Source organism: Flavobacterium sp. XN-5, assembly GCF_008033395.2.
GTDB classification, from domain to species: Bacteria; Bacteroidota; Bacteroidia; order Flavobacteriales; family Flavobacteriaceae; genus Flavobacterium; species Flavobacterium hiemivividum.
The window spans coordinates 185097-202100 of the sequence record NZ_VOGZ02000007.1 but is presented as its reverse complement, the minus strand read 5'-3'; the positions used below and the strand labels follow the sequence as shown (position 1 = coordinate 202100).

Annotated in this window: 10 protein-coding genes; 5 read left to right on the top strand and 5 right to left on the bottom strand. The window is 34.6% G+C overall.

Annotation, left to right across the window (positions count from 1 at the left end):
• Positions 1-159: 159 nt before the first annotated feature.
• The 4 genes from FQU23_RS12920 (at position 160) to FQU23_RS12905 (ending at position 5206) form a co-directional block, all read left to right on the top strand.
• Entirely contained in the window at positions 160-2349 is a 2190-nt protein-coding gene (locus tag FQU23_RS12920; protein WP_147674186.1) for a glutamine synthetase III, read from the top strand.
• Positions 2350-2690: 341 nt separating this feature from the next.
• Positions 2691-3482, top strand: a complete 792-nt coding sequence (locus FQU23_RS12915) for an OmpA family protein (protein WP_147674185.1) — start codon at positions 2691-2693, stop codon at positions 3480-3482.
• 77 nt (positions 3483-3559) lie between these two features.
• Positions 3560-4738 (top strand): AIR synthase related protein, encoded by a 1179-nt coding sequence (locus FQU23_RS12910; protein WP_147674184.1) that lies wholly within the window; start codon positions 3560-3562, stop codon positions 4736-4738.
• A 111-nt stretch (positions 4739-4849) separates the two neighbouring features.
• Positions 4850-5206 (top strand): hypothetical protein, encoded by a 357-nt coding sequence (locus tag FQU23_RS12905; protein WP_147674183.1) that lies wholly within the window; start codon positions 4850-4852, stop codon positions 5204-5206.
• Between the two features lie 98 nt (positions 5207-5304).
• Here FQU23_RS12905 and FQU23_RS12900 read toward each other — a convergent pair whose 3' ends face one another.
• The 3 genes from FQU23_RS12900 to FQU23_RS12890 all read right to left on the bottom strand — a co-directional run bounded on the left by FQU23_RS12900 (position 5305) and on the right by FQU23_RS12890 (position 12128).
• Positions 5305-7137: a GGDEF and EAL domain-containing protein gene (locus FQU23_RS12900; protein ID WP_147674182.1), complete on the bottom strand. Its 1833-nt coding sequence runs from the start codon at positions 7135-7137 to the stop codon at positions 5305-5307.
• Positions 7138-7392: 255 nt separating this feature from the next.
• Positions 7393-9282, bottom strand: a complete 1890-nt coding sequence (locus tag FQU23_RS12895; protein ID WP_147674181.1) for a heavy metal translocating P-type ATPase — start codon at positions 9280-9282, stop codon at positions 7393-7395.
• A gap of 17 nt (positions 9283-9299) precedes the next feature.
• Positions 9300-12128 (bottom strand): M16 family metallopeptidase, encoded by a 2829-nt coding sequence (locus FQU23_RS12890; RefSeq protein WP_147674180.1) that lies wholly within the window; start codon positions 12126-12128, stop codon positions 9300-9302.
• A 242-nt stretch (positions 12129-12370) separates the two neighbouring features.
• Here FQU23_RS12890 and FQU23_RS12885 point away from each other — a divergent pair, with 242 nt between their 5' ends.
• Positions 12371-12814, top strand: coding sequence for a hypothetical protein (locus FQU23_RS12885; RefSeq protein WP_132112165.1), 444 nt, complete (start codon positions 12371-12373; stop codon positions 12812-12814).
• An 85-nt stretch (positions 12815-12899) separates the two neighbouring features.
• Here FQU23_RS12885 and FQU23_RS12880 read toward each other — a convergent pair whose 3' ends face one another.
• Entirely contained in the window at positions 12900-15407 is a 2508-nt protein-coding gene (locus FQU23_RS12880; RefSeq protein WP_147674179.1) for a beta-N-acetylglucosaminidase domain-containing protein, read from the bottom strand.
• Between the two features lie 350 nt (positions 15408-15757).
• Positions 15758-16972, bottom strand: coding sequence for a peptidylprolyl isomerase (locus FQU23_RS12875; protein ID WP_147674178.1), 1215 nt, complete (start codon positions 16970-16972; stop codon positions 15758-15760).
• Positions 16973-17004 lie beyond the last annotated feature (32 nt).

Below are 17004 nucleotides of genomic sequence, written 5' to 3'. Positions count from 1 at the left end.
TAATAATTAATAGGTCTTCATTATTAAAAGGGTATTTTGAGAATGTGATAATTATTACGGCATTACCCTAAATAAATAGAGGTAAAATTTCAAGAAAGCGATATTTAAATTATATTTGCACCTCAATTATAGGGGTTCAATAAATTAAATGTAATTATTATGTCAACAATACGTTTCCAAGCTTTGAGAGAAGCATCAACAAGAAAGCCAATTAAATTTGAAGAATCTGGTAGAAAATCGGAACTTTTCGGATCAAATGTCTTTAATGATAAAGCAATGAGGCAATATTTAACTTCAGATGCTTTTAAAGGAGTTCAAGGTGCAGTTCAGCATGGAACAAAAATAGATAGAAAATTAGCTGATTATGTTGCCATGGGTATGAAAGAGTGGGCCTTATCTAAAGGAGTGACTCATTATACACACTGGTTTCAACCACTTACAGGTACAACTGCTGAAAAGCATGATGCTTTCTTCGAAACTTCTTATGATGGGAGTGATCCTGTAGAGAAGCTAGGTGGAGCACAATTAGTACAACAAGAACCAGATGCATCTAGTTTCCCTAATGGAGGAATTAGAAATACCTTTGAAGCAAGAGGATATACAGCTTGGGATCCTACGTCTCCAGCATTTATTTTTGGAAGTACTTTATGTATTCCAACGGTTTTTATCTCTTATACAGGAGAAGCATTAGATTATAAAACACCTTTGTTGCGTGCATTACAAGTTATTGATGATGCAGCTACAGACGTTTGTAAATATTTCGATAAAAATGTAAAGAAAGTTACTGCAACCCTAGGATGGGAGCAAGAATATTTCTTGATCGATAGTGCGTTGGCACTTTCTCGTCCTGACCTTATGATGACAGGAAGAACATTGTTAGGGCATACTTCTGCCAAAGGGCAACAATTAGATGACCATTATTTTGGTTCAATTCCTACACGTGCACTTACTTACATGAGAGATCTTGAGCAGGAATGTATGTTACTTGGAATACCAGTAAAAACGCGTCATAATGAAGTTGCGCCAAATCAATTTGAATTAGCACCTATTTTCGAAGAAACAAATCTTGCTGTAGATCACAACTGTTTGTTGATGGATGTAATGCAAAAAGTAGCGGAACGTCATGATTTTAAAGTGTTGTTCCATGAAAAACCTTTCAAAGGAGTAAATGGTTCTGGGAAACATAATAACTGGTCGCTAGCGACAGATACAGGTGTAAACTTGTTGAGTCCAAGTAAAACACCAATGAGCAATTTACAGTTTTTGACTTTCTTTATCAATACGATCAAAGCAGTACACGATAATGAATCTTTATTAAGAGGAGCTATTGCAACTGCAGGAAATGACCATAGATTAGGAGCAAATGAAGCGCCACCGGCAATTATCTCTGTATTTATTGGTGAGCAATTGACAAAAGTTTTAGATGAATTAGAAGGCGTAACAGCTGGTAAATTATCTCCAGAAGAAAAAACAGATTTGAAATTAAACGTTGTAGGTAAAATTCCAGACGTTCTTTTAGACAATACAGATAGAAACAGAACTTCACCATTTGCCTTTACAGGAAATAAATTTGAGTTTAGAGCAGTAGGTTCAAATTCTAACTGTTCCAATTCAATGACGACATTGAATGCTATTGTTGGAAAACAATTGCAAGATTTCAAGAAAGAGGTTGATGCTCTGATTGAATCCAAAGACATGAAGAAAGACGATGCGATTTTCAATGTGTTGAGAGAATACATCAAGCATTCTAAAAGAATCCTTTTTGAAGGAGATGGTTATAGTGAAGCTTGGGAAATTGAAGCTAAAAAAAGAGGTTTAAGTAACTTTAAAACGACTCCACTGGCTTTGAAAGCTAGAGCATCCCAACAAGCCTTAGATTTGTTCGCTGGTCTAGGTATCATGAACCATGTTGAGGTAGAAGCTCGTTACGAAATAGAATTAGAAGAGTACACTAAGAAAATTCAAATTGAAGGTAGAGTTTTAGGTGATATTGCAACAAATCACGTAATTCCAACTGCTATTCGCTACCAAAATACCTTGATTGAAAATGTAAGTGGCTTGAAAAATATCTTTGGAGCTGATTTCGAAAAAATCGCTAAAGAACAAATTATTTTGATCAAAGACATTTCTAAGCATATAGAAGGAATCAATTCTAATGTAGTGAAGATGACTAACGAAAGAAAGAAAGCAAATGTATTGACTGACGGTCAGGAAATGGCTGAGGCATATTGTGATAAAGTAAAACCATATTTTGAGATTATTCGCGAGCATTGCGATAAACTGGAGTTACTAGTTGACAATGAATTATGGACTTTAACTAAATACAGAGAATTGTTGTTTACAAAATAGTAAGCATCCAATCTTATAACTAAAAATGCCTATCCGAATCGGATGGGCATTTTTCGTTTCTTTAACTCGTATGAAATTGCAGGATTTGCATTAAACGCTTTCTTAAAGTTAACACCCAAGCTAAACAAAGTTGTCATAGTAAATTGCCCAACAAGTTAGGCGCTTTTCTGGGGCATTTTTATGGAAAGAAAGGTCAATTATAATTAGGTATTTAAGTTAGAATGTTTGTAACTAGTATTAAAGATTTTTTTTACCCATCAGGTTTTACGAACTTTTTCAGGTTTATTATACGATTTCGTTTTCTCGTACGTTAGTTTATGAATAACGATTAAATTTTCCATATGAAAATAAAGTCCTTTTTACTGTTGTTGTTCGTTAATATAATGGCTTTATCAGCACAAGAAAAGCTAGAATTATATTTTGATTTTAGTAAAGAAGTTATTAATGAAAAATCGAGTAAGGAATTCGAAAAGTGGTTGAAGAATGGAAAAGACAAAGAAGTCGTAAAAATTCATGGATTTTGTGATAGTGTTGATAGTAACTTATACAATAAGGAATTGTCTAAAAGGAGGATTGATAATGTGCTTTCTCTTTTGAATTCGAATCAAGTTCTGATTAATGAAAAATTAGAATTAGTTAGTTATGGGGAAGACTTTTTACATTCCAAAACACAAAGTGAAAACCGAAAAGTTGAAATCTTTTTTAAAACTGTAAAACCGCTAACAACCATAAAAGAAGATTCAAAGAAGACTATTATTGAAAAAATAGTAGATGACTCCAAACCAGGTGACCTTTTAAAATTAGAGAATATAAACTTTTTTGACTCCAGTGACATATTACTACCTGAATCGAGGCCTGCGTTATTTGATTTACTTGCTTTATTAATAAAAAATAAAAATCTGACAATCGAAATTCAAGGTCATATTTGCTGTCAACCGAAGGAAGCGATTGATATAATTTCTGCTGCACGCGCCAAAAAAATTTATGATATTTTAATCAAAAACGGAATCGAAAAAGAACGACTTTCACACATTGGTTTTGGCAGTAGCAAACCAATTTATTTAGTACCAGAAAGAAATGAGAAAGAAAGAATTGCCAATAGGAGAGTAGAAATTAAGATTCTCAAAAAATAGTAAAATAAATCCTAAACCCTAATTCTGAAATCCTAAATGTAATTAGTATCTTTGCCACACACAACAAAAATTACTACATGAGTTCAGATACTAGCAAACGATATGCACTACGCGGAGTTTCAGCAGGCAAAGAAGACGTTCATAATGCAATAAAAAATATTGACAAAGGATTGTTTCCTCAAGCATTTTGTAAAATTGTACCTGATTATCTTACCCAAGATGAAGAATATTGCTTGATCATGCATGCTGATGGAGCAGGGACAAAATCCTCTTTGGCTTATATGTACTGGAAAGAAACAGGCGATATATCAGTATGGAAAGGAATTGCCCAAGATGCTTTAATCATGAATATTGATGATTTATTATGCGTGGGTGCAACAGATAATATTTTACTTTCTTCAACAATTGGTAGAAACAAAAACTTGATAACCGCTGATGTAATTTCGGCTATTATTAACGGAACAGAAGAATTAATTAAGGAATTGGATTCTTTTGGAGTGACTATTCACTCTACGGGCGGAGAAACTGCTGATGTTGGTGATATCGTTCGTACAATAATCGTAGATTCTACCGTTACAGCTCGAATGAAACGTTCTAAAGTCATTGATAATGCTAATATTAAAGCAGGTGATGTGATTGTAGGTTTGGCTTCTTTTGGTCAGGCTACTTACGAAAAAAGCTATAATGGCGGAATGGGTAGCAACGGCTTAACATCAGCACGTCATGATGTATTCGGGAAATATTTGGCTACCAAATATCCAGAAAGTTACGATGCGGCAGTTCCCGAAGATTTAATCTATTCAGGACAGGTAAAATTGACTGATGCAGTAGAGAATTCTCCTATCGACGCTGGCCAATTAGTACTTTCACCTACGAGAACTTATGCGCCTATTATCAAGAAAATTTTAGATCAATATGATGCTGAATCGATTCATGGTATGGTACATTGCAGTGGAGGAGCACAGACAAAAATTCTGCATTTTGTAGAAAACCTGCACATTATAAAAGATAATTTATTCCCAGTTCCTCCTTTATTTAAGTTGATACAAGAACAATCTAAAACGGATTGGAAAGAAATGTACCAAGTTTTTAACTGTGGTCACCGAATGGAATTATATGTTCCTGAAGCAGTTGCCCAAGATATTATCGCTATTTCAAAATCGTTCCATGTCGATGCACAAATCGTAGGAAGGGTAGAAGCAGCCGACACTAAAAAATTGACAATCACCAGCGAATACGGAACTTTCGAATATTAATTTAAGCCACTATTTTTTAGGAGCTAATCCCGCTTTTCGTTGCAATCTTTATATTTTTAAAGAAAAAATATAAAGGATTTACACTGCAATCGGGGCTAAAAACACAATGATATGTACGAATTAATTTTTTGGAAATATTTAGAGGAGGTTTACTTAAACCATCAAGAAGTGTATGAAGCACTCGACGACGAAACAACTATTGAAGGACTAGAAGAACTGCCTATTCAGGTCATTTTGAATAGAATAGCTTCTGTATTTTCAAAGTGGGAAAAGGTAGATGACAATAGTTGGAAAAACAATAGCGGTCCAGGAGCTTTTCAAGTACTAACAACTCCACAAAGTATTATGATTGATTGTTATGGTACCGAAGGGAAAACAATGGATCAGCTAGTGAATATAATGGAAGAATTTAAATGTCCATTGTATGATCCGCAAGTACCGATGCGCTACGATGAAATGAGCGAATAGATTTTTGTACAAAATAGTATTTAAAAAGTAATAAGGCATTAAGCAAATTATGTTACTACATAAGGGACTTAATGCCTTAACAATTTACAAGAAGAGAACTAGATTTGTTTTTTATTGTCTTCTTCATTTGTTTCCTCTTTCTTTTCCTCCGTTTTTCTAAAACCGATTAATTGTCGGTACTTTGTTTCTGTTTTTTTTAGCTCCTCCTCTAAGTGCTTGTATTTACTGATATCTTTTATGGTAACCACGGCAGCAACAACATTATTGTCTAAATCTATTAGTGGTCTTCCGCTGATAAGGACTCGTTTTTTTTCGCGTTTAGCAGAGTCCCAAAGCACAATATCAATATCATTTGTAACTTCGCCGTTTAATGCGCGTTCCATGGGTAAGTTTTGTGAAGGAAAAATTGTTTTTTCATCTGGGAAGTAAAGTTCAAAATGATCTGAAATATTAGACGATATAAGATCGTCTTTTTCAATTCCAAAGATCTCATTGGCGACATAATTAGCCATGACTACTTTTTTATCAGCATTTGCAACGATAACTCCTTCGCCGATATTCTCTAAAATCAATCGCAATTTTTCCTCGTTTTCGTAGAGGTCATCAATGGCTAGTTGTTGCTCTTCTTCTAATTTAATAAGTTCGGTAATATCTCGCGCTACTGCATACATTAAACCAGTAGTTGGTTCAGCTACGGCAGACCATACAAGCCATTTAATAGTGCCGTCTTTGCAAATCCATCTGTTTTTAAACTCGAGTGTCAGAGAGCCTTTTCTAAGTGTCTCAATCTCCTTTTGTGTATTTTCCTTATCATCAGGATGTACAAAATCGAGGAAAGGATGTTTTAATAAATCCGCTTCAGCATATCCTAAGGTTTTGACCATCGCAGGATTTATTTTTTCAAATTTTTCTCTCGATGCAATAATCATAATTTCTAGAGAGATATTGAAAAAATTATCGGCTGCTTTTAATGACTCTTCATTTTCTACTAATTGAGTAACATCGCTGGCAACGGCATACAATAATCCTGTCTTTACATCTGGAAAAGTAGACCACTTAATCCATTTTATTGATCCGTCTTTACAGATATATCTATTTTTAAATTGTGTGGTAACAGTACCGCTTTCAAGTTTAATAACCTCACCTTGAGTGTTATTTTTATCTTCTTGATACACAAAGTTGAGAAAAGGTTGGCTTAAGAGCTCCTCTTCAGAGTACCCTAAAATTTTAATTGTAGCCGGGTTTACTTTAATGAATTTTGTAGAGGTAGCAATAATCATCATTTCTGCCGACATATTAAAGAATTTACCGGATGCATCTAAGGACTCTTCCATTTTTTTTCTTTCGGTTATATCAGTAGATATTCCCCCGATGGCATATATCCTTCCTGTTGAATCATATAACGGGAATTTTACTGCGATGTAGATATGCGGACCATCTTTTTGCTGTATTGTTTCTTCAGTCTTTAATTCGCGTAGTTTTTTTACCACCTCAATATCTGAGTTTCTGTAGGCGTCAGCAGCAGCTGCGGGTAAAAAATCATGATCTGTTTTTCCTACGATTTGATCATTCGATATTTCAAATAAATCACCAAATTGTTTATTGATCAAAAGATATTCTCCGTTTATTTTTTTTATGAAAATAGGATTGGAAGTATTGTCAATAATAGACTGAAGTAATTGTTTATTATCAAAAAGAAGCTTATCCGCTATTTTTCTAGCTTTTAATTGCGAATGAATTATAAAGTAGACAACGACTAGTAAACTAATCGATAGAACAAATAAAGAAACCTCTATCCATTCTAATAAGGAGTCCATCGCTGGATCTCTATCTTCGTCAAGACGCGAAATAAAAACCCATCCCGAAGCCATGATGACCAACACATTTATGACAAAACCAAGTAAGATTTTTTTTTCAAACGATATTTTCATGAACTAACATTTTAAATTGGTTGTTAAAAAGCTTGACAAGCTCAGATATACTCAGCTTATGAGTATGAAAGTTAGTGAATTATATTTAATTTAGTAGTGGAATATTATTAATTTTAGCCTGAAATACCACACAAAGCAGCTAGGTAGTTAAAAGCATATTGGATTTTGAGTGCTGAAAATTGATTAGTAATTTTTACATAAAATTTGTCTGCTTTAAATCCTAAAATAGAATGCGTTTATACTAATGATTTAGCTTTATTTATTCTCAAATTTCACCAAGTTTAAGCTTAGTAATATGACTACCAAAGTCACACCAACATCTGCGGCAATCGCTAAAACCAAGTTGCTATAACCCATAATGGCTAATGCGATAAATACGACTTTGACGGCAATAGCTCCTATGGTATTTATTTTTATTTGGGACAATGTTTTTTTACTAAGACGGATTAAAAAAGGGATGAGGGAAAGTCTGTCGTTCATCAAGGCAATATTGGCCGTTTCAATGGCGGTATCGCTTCCTGCCGCTCCCATTGCAATACCCACGGTGCTAAGTGCCAAGGCTGGAGCATCATTTATACCATCGCCCACCATAGCGACAGTTCCATATTCTTGCAACAGTTCTTTTATTTTTTCCGACTTATTTTCGGGGAGTAAACCACCAAATATTTTGTTAATTCCCACTTGTTGGGCTACATAATGTGCTGCTTTTTCACTGTCGCCAGTAAGCATTATCAGTTCGATGTTTTGAGCTTGTAGCTCTTTTATGGCAATACTACTATCCGGTTTGATTTCGTCGGTCAAGCCAATAATTCCTGCGACACCTTGGCCAAAACTAACGACCACGCTTGTTTTTCCTTCTGATGCTAGCTGTTCCACTATTTTTTCAGCTTCATCAGTTACGATTTGATATTCTTTGATGAATTCTAGTTTGCCTACAAAAACGGTTTCATCCTCACAAACTAAACATTTTGCAAAAGCTCCTTTTCCCATGATACTTTTAAAACCTTCTGCTTTATGCGGTTCAAAACCTTCCGCTTTGCTGGCGTTAACAATGGCTTGCGCCAAAGGATGTTCAGAAAACATTTCGGTTCCAGCAGTGCAGGCCAGTAGTTCTTCACGACTTGTTCCGTTTAAGGGAAAAATATCCGAAACAATAGGTTTTCCATATGTTATTGTTCTGGTTTTGTCTAATGCAATAGCTTTAACATGCGCCATGGACTCAATATATTTTCCTCCTTTTACCAGAGCCCCTTTTGCGGAAGCGTTGCCAATGGCAGCATAAATAGCAACAGGAGTAGAGATCACTAGCGCACAAGGACAGGCAATTACTAACAATGTTATGGCTTGCTTTAACCAAAGATCAAAGTCTAAATGCAGGATGAAAACAGGAATGGTAAAAACTAAAACTGCCATGACAATAACTGCTGGCGTATATAATTTAGAAAAACGTTGAATGAATTTTTGGGTATCACTTTTGGAAGCTGCAGCTTCAAATGTGAGTCGGATGATTTTTGAAAAGGTGCTGTCAACAGAAAGTTTAGTAGTTTCCATTTCGATAAAACTATCTTTATTGAGCGTTCCCGCAAATAAGGTGTCGCCGGGATGTTTGTCTTTTGGGATAGGTTCGCCTGTAATTGCAGCTTCATCGACAGTAGTTTCTCCTGAGATAATTTTTCCGTCCAGCGGAATCATATCGCCCGGTTTTACTTGAATAATCGTTCCTACAACTATTTTGTTTAGGACGACATCCTTGTTTTCTGATTTTACAAAAGCGGTCTGCGGCGCTTTGCGTACCAAATCATCTAATGCTGATTTAGAGTTTTCTAAACCAATATCTTCAAGTCGCTCGCCTAAAACGTAAAGTACGATTACGACTGCGGCTTCGGGATATTCACCAAGATAGAAGGCGGCAACAACTGCTATAGTCATCAGCAAATTGATACTGCTAAATTGCAGTTTACACATCGCTTTCAGTCCATTTAGTAAAACTCCATGACCAATGCCTATAATAAACGACAGAAAAACAAAAGGTTCATAAGGCATAGGAATATGAATACCAATAAGCGATAAAATTTCTAAAACAATCACAATACTAATAGCTAGCAGAAGAAACAGAAATTTTTTATCGTTTATTGGTAGTTTCATAATTTCATTTTTTTAAACTATTTATTTAAAAGAATTGGAGTTCCAAAACCAATTTGCTCTAGTTTTTTAAGTTGGGTTTCGGCATCACCAACAACTAAATAGATCATTTTGTTAGCGTTTAAATACTTTTCAGAAAGCTTTTTTATATCATCAATTGAAATGTTTTTTACGATGTTTTCTCTTTGTTTGGCATAATCATCTGGGAAATTGTAGTTGCTGATATCATAAAGCATATTCAATTTCGATCCCATTGTTTCAAATGCTCTAGCGTTGCTTTTAATCAAATAACTTTTTGTTACTTCAAGATCATTTGCATTAAAAGTAGGGCCGTACTGAGCCACAATATCTTTTATTAAGTTTACTGATTCGTAAGTTACATTGGAGCGAACGCCGCTAGAAATCGAAAATGGACCTTTAGTAGTAGAACCGTCAAATGAAGAGCCAATTCCGTAGGTATAACCTTTTCCTTCACGTAGTTCTTGAGTAAGCTGTGATGTAAATCCACCGCCTCCTAAACGGTAATTCATAATGTTAGTAGGATAAAAATCGGCATCTGTAGCGGCGAGCGCTGGATATCCTATTCGGATTACTGATTGCTTTGCGCCCGGAACATCATAAAAATAGATTTTAGAGCTTTGTGGAGCTTCGACAACCTTCATTGTTGGGAATGTCACCTTTTTAGATTTCCAGTTTTTATTTAAATCAGCTAATGAACGGTTTACTTCTGCTTTTGAAACAGCGCCTACAATTTGAAAGTCAGTAACAGCTGGTGAGATATTCAGGTTGTAATATGCTTTTAAATCATCTAGTGTAATGTCGTTGACAGAACTTTCGGTTCCGATGCGATTATTCGATAAAATAGATTCTTTTCCAAAAACTAATTTTCGAAATTCATTTCTAGCAATATTGTTTGGATCTGCTTTTTGCTGTTGTATTTGGCTTAAAGTACTTTGCTTAATCAATTCAAATTCTTTGGCATCCCAGCGAGGCTGCAATAAGATTTCTTGAACTAATTTAATTGTTTCAACATAGTTTTTTGCTAATGTATTTCCTTTGATTATAATCGATTCATCGGTTGCTGAAGCTTTGATAGTTGCTCCCAGGCTTTCAATGGCGTTTTCTAATTGCTCTGGTGTTTTGTTTTTTGTCCCTTTGGTCATCAATTCAGAAAGCATTTTTGAAACTCCAATTTTTGACACGTTTTCTAATAACATTCCACCTTTTATTTGGAATTGAAATTGTACCAAGGGCACTTCCTGATTTTCGATTCCAAAAACATTTAATCCTGATGAGAGCTTGTTTTTCCAAACGGATGGCAATACCACATCCGGGCTTTCTCCGTAGGCAGGTTCTGTACTGCGGTCAAAGCTAGAAGGTGTTTTTGTATATGTCGCAGCAATGCTGGCGTCAAATGTATCTTCTTTGCCTTCCACTATTTTTTCTTCAACAACTTTGGCAACGACTGAACCTTTCAATACTAAATTAGCTTGTCCTTTTGGTACGAAACTGGTGGCAATGAAATGCTGGTCTTTTAGATATTTTTTATAAACGCGCATTACGTCTTCGGTAGTAACCGCAAGGATTTTTTTTACGTCTTGGTTAATATAATCAGGTGATCCTGCAAAGATTTGGTATTGGGCTAATTGAAATCCTTTTCCTAAAACACTCGAAAGTCCACTGTAAAAAGCAGTTTCTTGTCCAGCTTTAATTCGATTCAAATCTTGTGTAGAAATTCCTTCTTTTTCGAAATTTTTGAAGGCTTCGTTTACGCCGTCCATCACCGAATTCAGGTTCGTTTTGTCGAAAGCTACAATATTTAGGATGTATTGTCCCGCTAGTTCAGAATTGTACTGAGAAAGTTCGACTTCATCAGTCAATTTCTTGTCTTCTACCAGTGTTTTATATAAAGGTGCTTTCTTTCCTTTGGCAAGGTAAGTTGCCAAAACTTCTAATGCATAGCTGTCAGGATGGTATTCGTAAACAGATGGCCACGTTAGCGTAAGTTGCGGCAAACGCGCAAAATTATCTTCGTGGTATAATTTTTTAGTTTCGGTTAATGTTACCAGCTGTTTTTCCATCTTTGGAATGGCTTCACCACGTTTTATTTCGCCGAAATATTTTTCGACCCAAGCTTTAGTTTGTTTTACATCGATATCACCGGCAATGGTTAATGTTACATTGTTAGGGACATACCAGCGGTTGTAGAATTCTTTTACATCTTGTAGAGAAGCATTTTGTAAATCTTCCAGAGATCCAATTACTTCCCAATGGTAAGGATGGTTTGTAGGATATAAATTAGAATTGATTACAGAGAAATTATTTCCATAAGGCTTGTTATCGTAACTCTGTCTTTTTTCGTTTTTAACGACTTGTTTTTCTTTGGCTAGCACAGGATCAGTTACCGTGTTAATGAAATATCCCAACTTATCTGCTTCTGCCCAAATCATTTTTTCTAAGGCATCTTTTGGTACCGTTTGATAATAATTAGTTCTATCTCGGCTTGTGGAACCATTAGCACCAGAGCCTCCAATGCGGGCACTCATCTTGTCTAATCCTCCTTTTCCTAAATTTTCTGATTCTAAGAAAAGTAAATGTTCGAATAAATGGGCAAATCCAGTACGACCCGTTTTTTCTCTTGCTGATCCCACATGAGACGTTAAAGCAACAGCAACAACAGGATCAGATCGATCTATGTGTAAAATGACTTTCAGGCCATTGTCTAAAGTGAATTGTTCAAATTCTACTTTGAATTCTTTTGAGTCAGTCTTTTTTTTGTTGTTTTGTGAGTGCGAAACAGTTACCGTAAATAAGAGAATGGAGAGTGCTAGAAACTGGAATGATTTCATTTTAAGTGTTTTTGATTAATTTCTTTTGGACTGGGTTAATTAAAGCAAGATTGAATAATAATTCAGGTCTTTTTTTATTGAATAGCTGTTGCTACTTATAAATTGTATCAAATATAATATATATTTTCTTGAATATGATAGATTCTAAAACTAAGGAGTAGGAGTCAGGAAGTAATTATAATAAATAAAAGATAGCGCAGTTTGCGAAAAACTTTGCGAACTTTGCAGTAAAATAGAATCAGATGAAAATAAATTTAAAGAACGGAATTGATAAACTCATTTTCGGGATGAAACAAAAGGATGTTACCGCAATTTACGGTAAGCCGGATAGAAATTACAAGGACGAAGATGATAATGTGATTTTTGCCTACAATACACTTAAAATCCGTTTGACATTTTACCTAGAAGAAGACTTTAGACTAGGATACATGGTGGCTTCTAACCCAAATTTAGAGCTTTTCGGGAATAAAGTGATCAATAGAAAAATTGCTGATGTCAAGAAAGATTTGGCGAGCAAATCAATAACGAAATTCACTCAGGAAGAGTTTGATACCTTTGAAAATTACTTCAACGAGGAGAATTGGATTATCTTTCAAACAGAATTTGATGAGGTTGTGAAATTTGAGATTGGAGCTATTTTCAATCAAAAAGACGAATTCGACTGGAAATTCCCTGCCAAAAAATAATTTGCATTCCAAAATAAAGAACAAAACCCGATAGCTTTTAAACTATCGGGTTTTTTGTATATAAATCATACGGTACTAATTCGGCTTAATTTTCTAGAATCTCATAGATTTTAAAGTCTGTGTTTCCGTTTGAGTTAATCTCTAAGGCAGTCGCTTTTTTTAATTGTTTTGGAGTAATTACAATAAAGTTTTCTGCACCTTTATAGATTGATGATTTTTTACCCCGTTTGTTAATTTGGTAAATTTCGAAAGCTTTATTCGTATTTTGAACAAGTACACTAATCGTTTTGGTTTGCTTGTTTATAGATAAAGGGACAGTTGCATTTTCCTTATCCTTAAGCGCTAAATAGGTTGTAATTGAATAATCTTGAACATAGACCGTTTGATCAGTATTTTTGTTTTCAGCTTCGACCACAATTTTAAATTCTTTTAAGAAGAAACTCTTCACATCGGTAGCATTATTTTTAAAACGGATGTATTTTATGCCATCAGCTATTGCTTTTAGATTTCCTTTTCCTTTTTTCTGCTCCACTTTTAAAGTTTGCCAGGTGAGTCCGTCTGTGGACGTTTCAAACACGCCATTTTCCATTAAAGTATTCGATTCTAAGTTAAAATAGAATTCTTTGGCTTTTAAACTTTTATCGATGTGTATTCCAATGTATTCTTGTGGTTTTAGATTTATAACCTCTAAGATAGGAGAAATTGCAACACTACTATTATTCAATTGCAGAGGTTGGTTTTTTAATTTCTCCGTATTATTGATTAGAGCTGTAGTGCTGTTTTTTTCGAAATTACCAGTAGTAGGAATAAAACAGTTTTGTGCTTGATCAAAAATAGTTTTGACAAAAGGCATTAAAACTAAAGAGCCCGTTTTTACTCCGGGTTGGTATGGGTTTTGGTTAAACGTTTTATCAACTATTTGTATGCTGTCTAAAAGCGCTTCCATTTTTAAATAACTGTTCCAAGCCAAAGCTTTGTTTTCTGCTTGTTTTGCGCCAAGAAACAACATCGTTTCTACTCCCACTTTTCCTAATAAGTTAAATTGGGTCAACCAAGGATCGATCTCCTTAATCAGATTTTTATTTTTAGATTTGCTGCGAATTTTTTCAGAAACCGGAATAATACTTTCAAACTCTGCTTTTATTTTCGAAGCTAACTCCGTTGAATAATTTCCGTCTTTGTACGATGCCAAAAAAGATTCTATCGTAGGCTTTATAATAACTGATTCTACTCTTCTGTAACCATGTCCGTTTGGACCTAAGTCACTATTGTGCTCATTAAATAGCTGAAATGCTGCTGCTGCTTCAGGCATTACATATTTTGCTGCTGCATGCCATGCCGACATTGGTTCGTAACTTTTAAGGTTCCAAGAATACAAAGCAACGCTAAATAAGGCCAACTTAGAAGCTTCGGCGCGTTCCATAGGATTCGAAACAAATCCAGATAAATCATTTTTGATGCTAGTGTCTAATCCATAAGCCGCTCCCATCAATAAATGATCGCGAACGTAATCACTCACTGGAAAGTTCCACCAGATGTAAGCTTTACGCTTAATTCTTTTGTTGATCCAGTTTAAGTCGGCTTTACTAACATCATCAATTACTCGGTCTCCTGTCCACATTACATGAATTGAAGGGTGAAGTTTGTCTCCTAAGATGTCTAAATAGGTGTCTGGTTTTGGGTTAGACCAAGATTTATTATATTCCGTTGGACACATAATCAAAGGCAAAACATCTTTTTTCTTTTCAATAAATTGACTTTGGATGTAATTCAGTAATTGTGCTTGTTTTTCGGCCTTTGTACCTTCTCCTGAAATATCATCAAAAAATACGGCAAATGAACGTACGCCTAAATCATACATTCCTTCGAATTTGTTTAAAATCGCTAAACTATCTGTTTTGTTCCATTGAATGTCTAAGCCAGGATGAATCGCCCAAGTGAAGTCGATTTCATTATTTTTGGCTTCTTGAACAAGTTCTTTAATTTGCTTAGCATTTTCAGCTGGATAGGGTTTTCTCCAGTTTGGCGATGAATGATATGGATCGTCTTTTGGTCCATAGATGTAAGTATTTAATTTTAGCGCTCCATAAAATTTAAATTGCGAAATACGGTCTTCATGACTCCATGGATTTCCATAAAATCCTTCAACTGAACCACGAGATAAAACATCTGGAAAGTCTGTGATGTCAACTAATGGTAAAGTATTGTCTTTTTTTAGTTGCGTTAAAGTTTGTAATGCATAAAAAGTAGCTCTATTGTCAGAAACACCAATTTGTATCGACTGTGGAGTGATTTTTAAAGTATAGGCTCCGGATACATTTAGATTTTTATCGGGACTTTTTAAAGAAGTGATGATTATTGGTAAAGCTTTGTTAGCACTTTTGGTGTTAAACATCTCGTTCAATAGAACCAAACTATTTGGTTTTAATTTAAAATTACCTTGTAATTGATAAGGTGTATCAGTACTTAATTTACCTTCGCTAAAATTAATTTTTTGTGGATTCGGAAAGATGGTGTAGTTGGTGTTTTGTGCTAAAACAGTATTTGTGATCAATGAAAATAATGCGATAAAGAGGAAAAGTTTTTGGTTCATTTTTTAGTGTTAATATATAATTTTACTGAGAAATAAAAGTATTGCATCTCTCTCTAAAACTATAGCCGGTTAAAATTTTGCGAAAGGTAAAAGTATAAGATTTAATTTATAAAATAAAATGCTTTTAAGAGGAAAATGTTTTTTTCAAACAGATGGAAGTCTAATTATGTTGTAAAGATTTTCATAACGATTTTGAGATTTTGAAGTCGAGGTAAATAAATAATTAGCAGTTGCTTTAAGAAAAAAGTGTAGATTTTATTATAAATTGGATTATCATAAAAAAAAGAAAACCCAACACATTTTTAAAATGTGTTGGGTTTATTTCTAAAATCTCATTGCTGAGAATCGTTTTATTGTTTTGGAGCAGGTTGCTTTTCAAACATTTCTAATTCAAATACTAGATTGGTATTAGGAGGAATGACACCGCCAGCACCTCTTTCGCCATAAGCTAATTTAGCTGGGATAAAAGCCACAACTTTGTCTCCATAAGACATTAAGGCTAATGCTTCTAAAAAACCAGGAATCATACCATCCTTTTTACCAGCTTCAAATGGAAAAGCTTTATAGCCGTTTTGAGCTGCTCTATTTGCATCAAATTTCCCATATTCTTTAGCGACGTCTTCATAGCTACTGTCAAATAAGGTTCCGTCTTCAAAATAACCTGCATAATGAAAAAAGAAAGTACTGCCTGCTACCGGTTTAATTCCCGCTCCTTTTTGGATAACTTTATAAGCTAATCCTGAAGGAGTAGTTGTTGTGGTTCCTTTTGCAGTCGATAAAAAAGTTACTTTGTCAGCAACAACTTTAGCAAGTTTTTCTATTAAAGCTTTTTTATTTTCGGCATCAATTACTTCTTTTTTTTCTTTTTTTTCTGCTTCAATAATAGCTTGTTTTTTAGCGTCTTCCTCTTTATTGTCATAATAATTAGCAAATACTTTTGAAGCGTTAAACTTCTTTGCTAATTTTCCTTTAGGTTCAATAGTTACTTTTGTGATTACATCATTTTGAGCAATAGTATTTACGATATCCATACCCTGAGTTACACGACCAAAAATGGTGTGTTTTCCGTTTAGCCATGGTGTATCTTTATGAGTGATGAAAAATTGACTTGAATTGGTCGCTGGTCCAGAGTTGGCCATAGCCAAAACTCCACCTTTGTCAAACGACAGATCAGTAAATTCATCTTTGAAAGAATAGCCAGTACCTCCAGCACCACTTCCTGAAGGGTCTCCACCTTGAATCATGAAATCATTGATAACGCGGTGAAATTTTAAACCATCAAAAAAAGGTTTTCCTTTTAACTTTTTATCAGTAATATAAGTGTTTTTTCCTTCTGCAAGTGAAATAAAGTTGGCTACAGTAATTGGTGCTTTATCATATTCTAATTGCAGGATGATATCGCCTTTGTTGGTAGAAATAGTGGCAAAGATTCCTTCCTTTGAAATAGCTTTTTCTGTAATCGTTTTGGCAGGAGTAAGCTTTGTGGCTTCAACTGGTTTTTTTGCCGTTTGGGCTTGTATATTTAGCATTCCGATGAATGCAAACAATAAAAGTTTGAGTTTCATTTTCTATTTTTTTTAGGTCTAATTTAAAAAGT

What these genes read in the sequence shown, in the direction of transcription:
- FQU23_RS12920 (WP_147674186.1), top strand. Translation starts at nt 160, where the DNA reads ATGTCAACAATACGTTTCCAAGCTTTGAGAGAAGCATCAACAAGAAAG.
- FQU23_RS12915 (WP_147674185.1), top strand. Translation starts at nt 2,691, where the DNA reads ATGAAAATAAAGTCCTTTTTACTGTTGTTGTTCGTTAATATAATGGCT.
- FQU23_RS12910 (WP_147674184.1), top strand. Translation starts at nt 3,560, where the DNA reads ATGAGTTCAGATACTAGCAAACGATATGCACTACGCGGAGTTTCAGCA.
- FQU23_RS12905 (WP_147674183.1), top strand. Translation starts at nt 4,850, where the DNA reads ATGTACGAATTAATTTTTTGGAAATATTTAGAGGAGGTTTACTTAAAC.
- FQU23_RS12900 (WP_147674182.1), bottom strand. Translation starts at nt 7,137, where the DNA reads ATGAAAATATCGTTTGAAAAAAAAATCTTACTTGGTTTTGTCATAAAT.
- FQU23_RS12895 (WP_147674181.1), bottom strand. Translation starts at nt 9,282, where the DNA reads ATGAAACTACCAATAAACGATAAAAAATTTCTGTTTCTTCTGCTAGCT.
- FQU23_RS12890 (WP_147674180.1), bottom strand. Translation starts at nt 12,128, where the DNA reads ATGAAATCATTCCAGTTTCTAGCACTCTCCATTCTCTTATTTACGGTA.
- FQU23_RS12885 (WP_132112165.1), top strand. Translation starts at nt 12,371, where the DNA reads ATGAAAATAAATTTAAAGAACGGAATTGATAAACTCATTTTCGGGATG.
- FQU23_RS12880 (WP_147674179.1), bottom strand. Translation starts at nt 15,407, where the DNA reads ATGAACCAAAAACTTTTCCTCTTTATCGCATTATTTTCATTGATCACA.
- FQU23_RS12875 (WP_147674178.1), bottom strand. Translation starts at nt 16,972, where the DNA reads ATGAAACTCAAACTTTTATTGTTTGCATTCATCGGAATGCTAAATATA.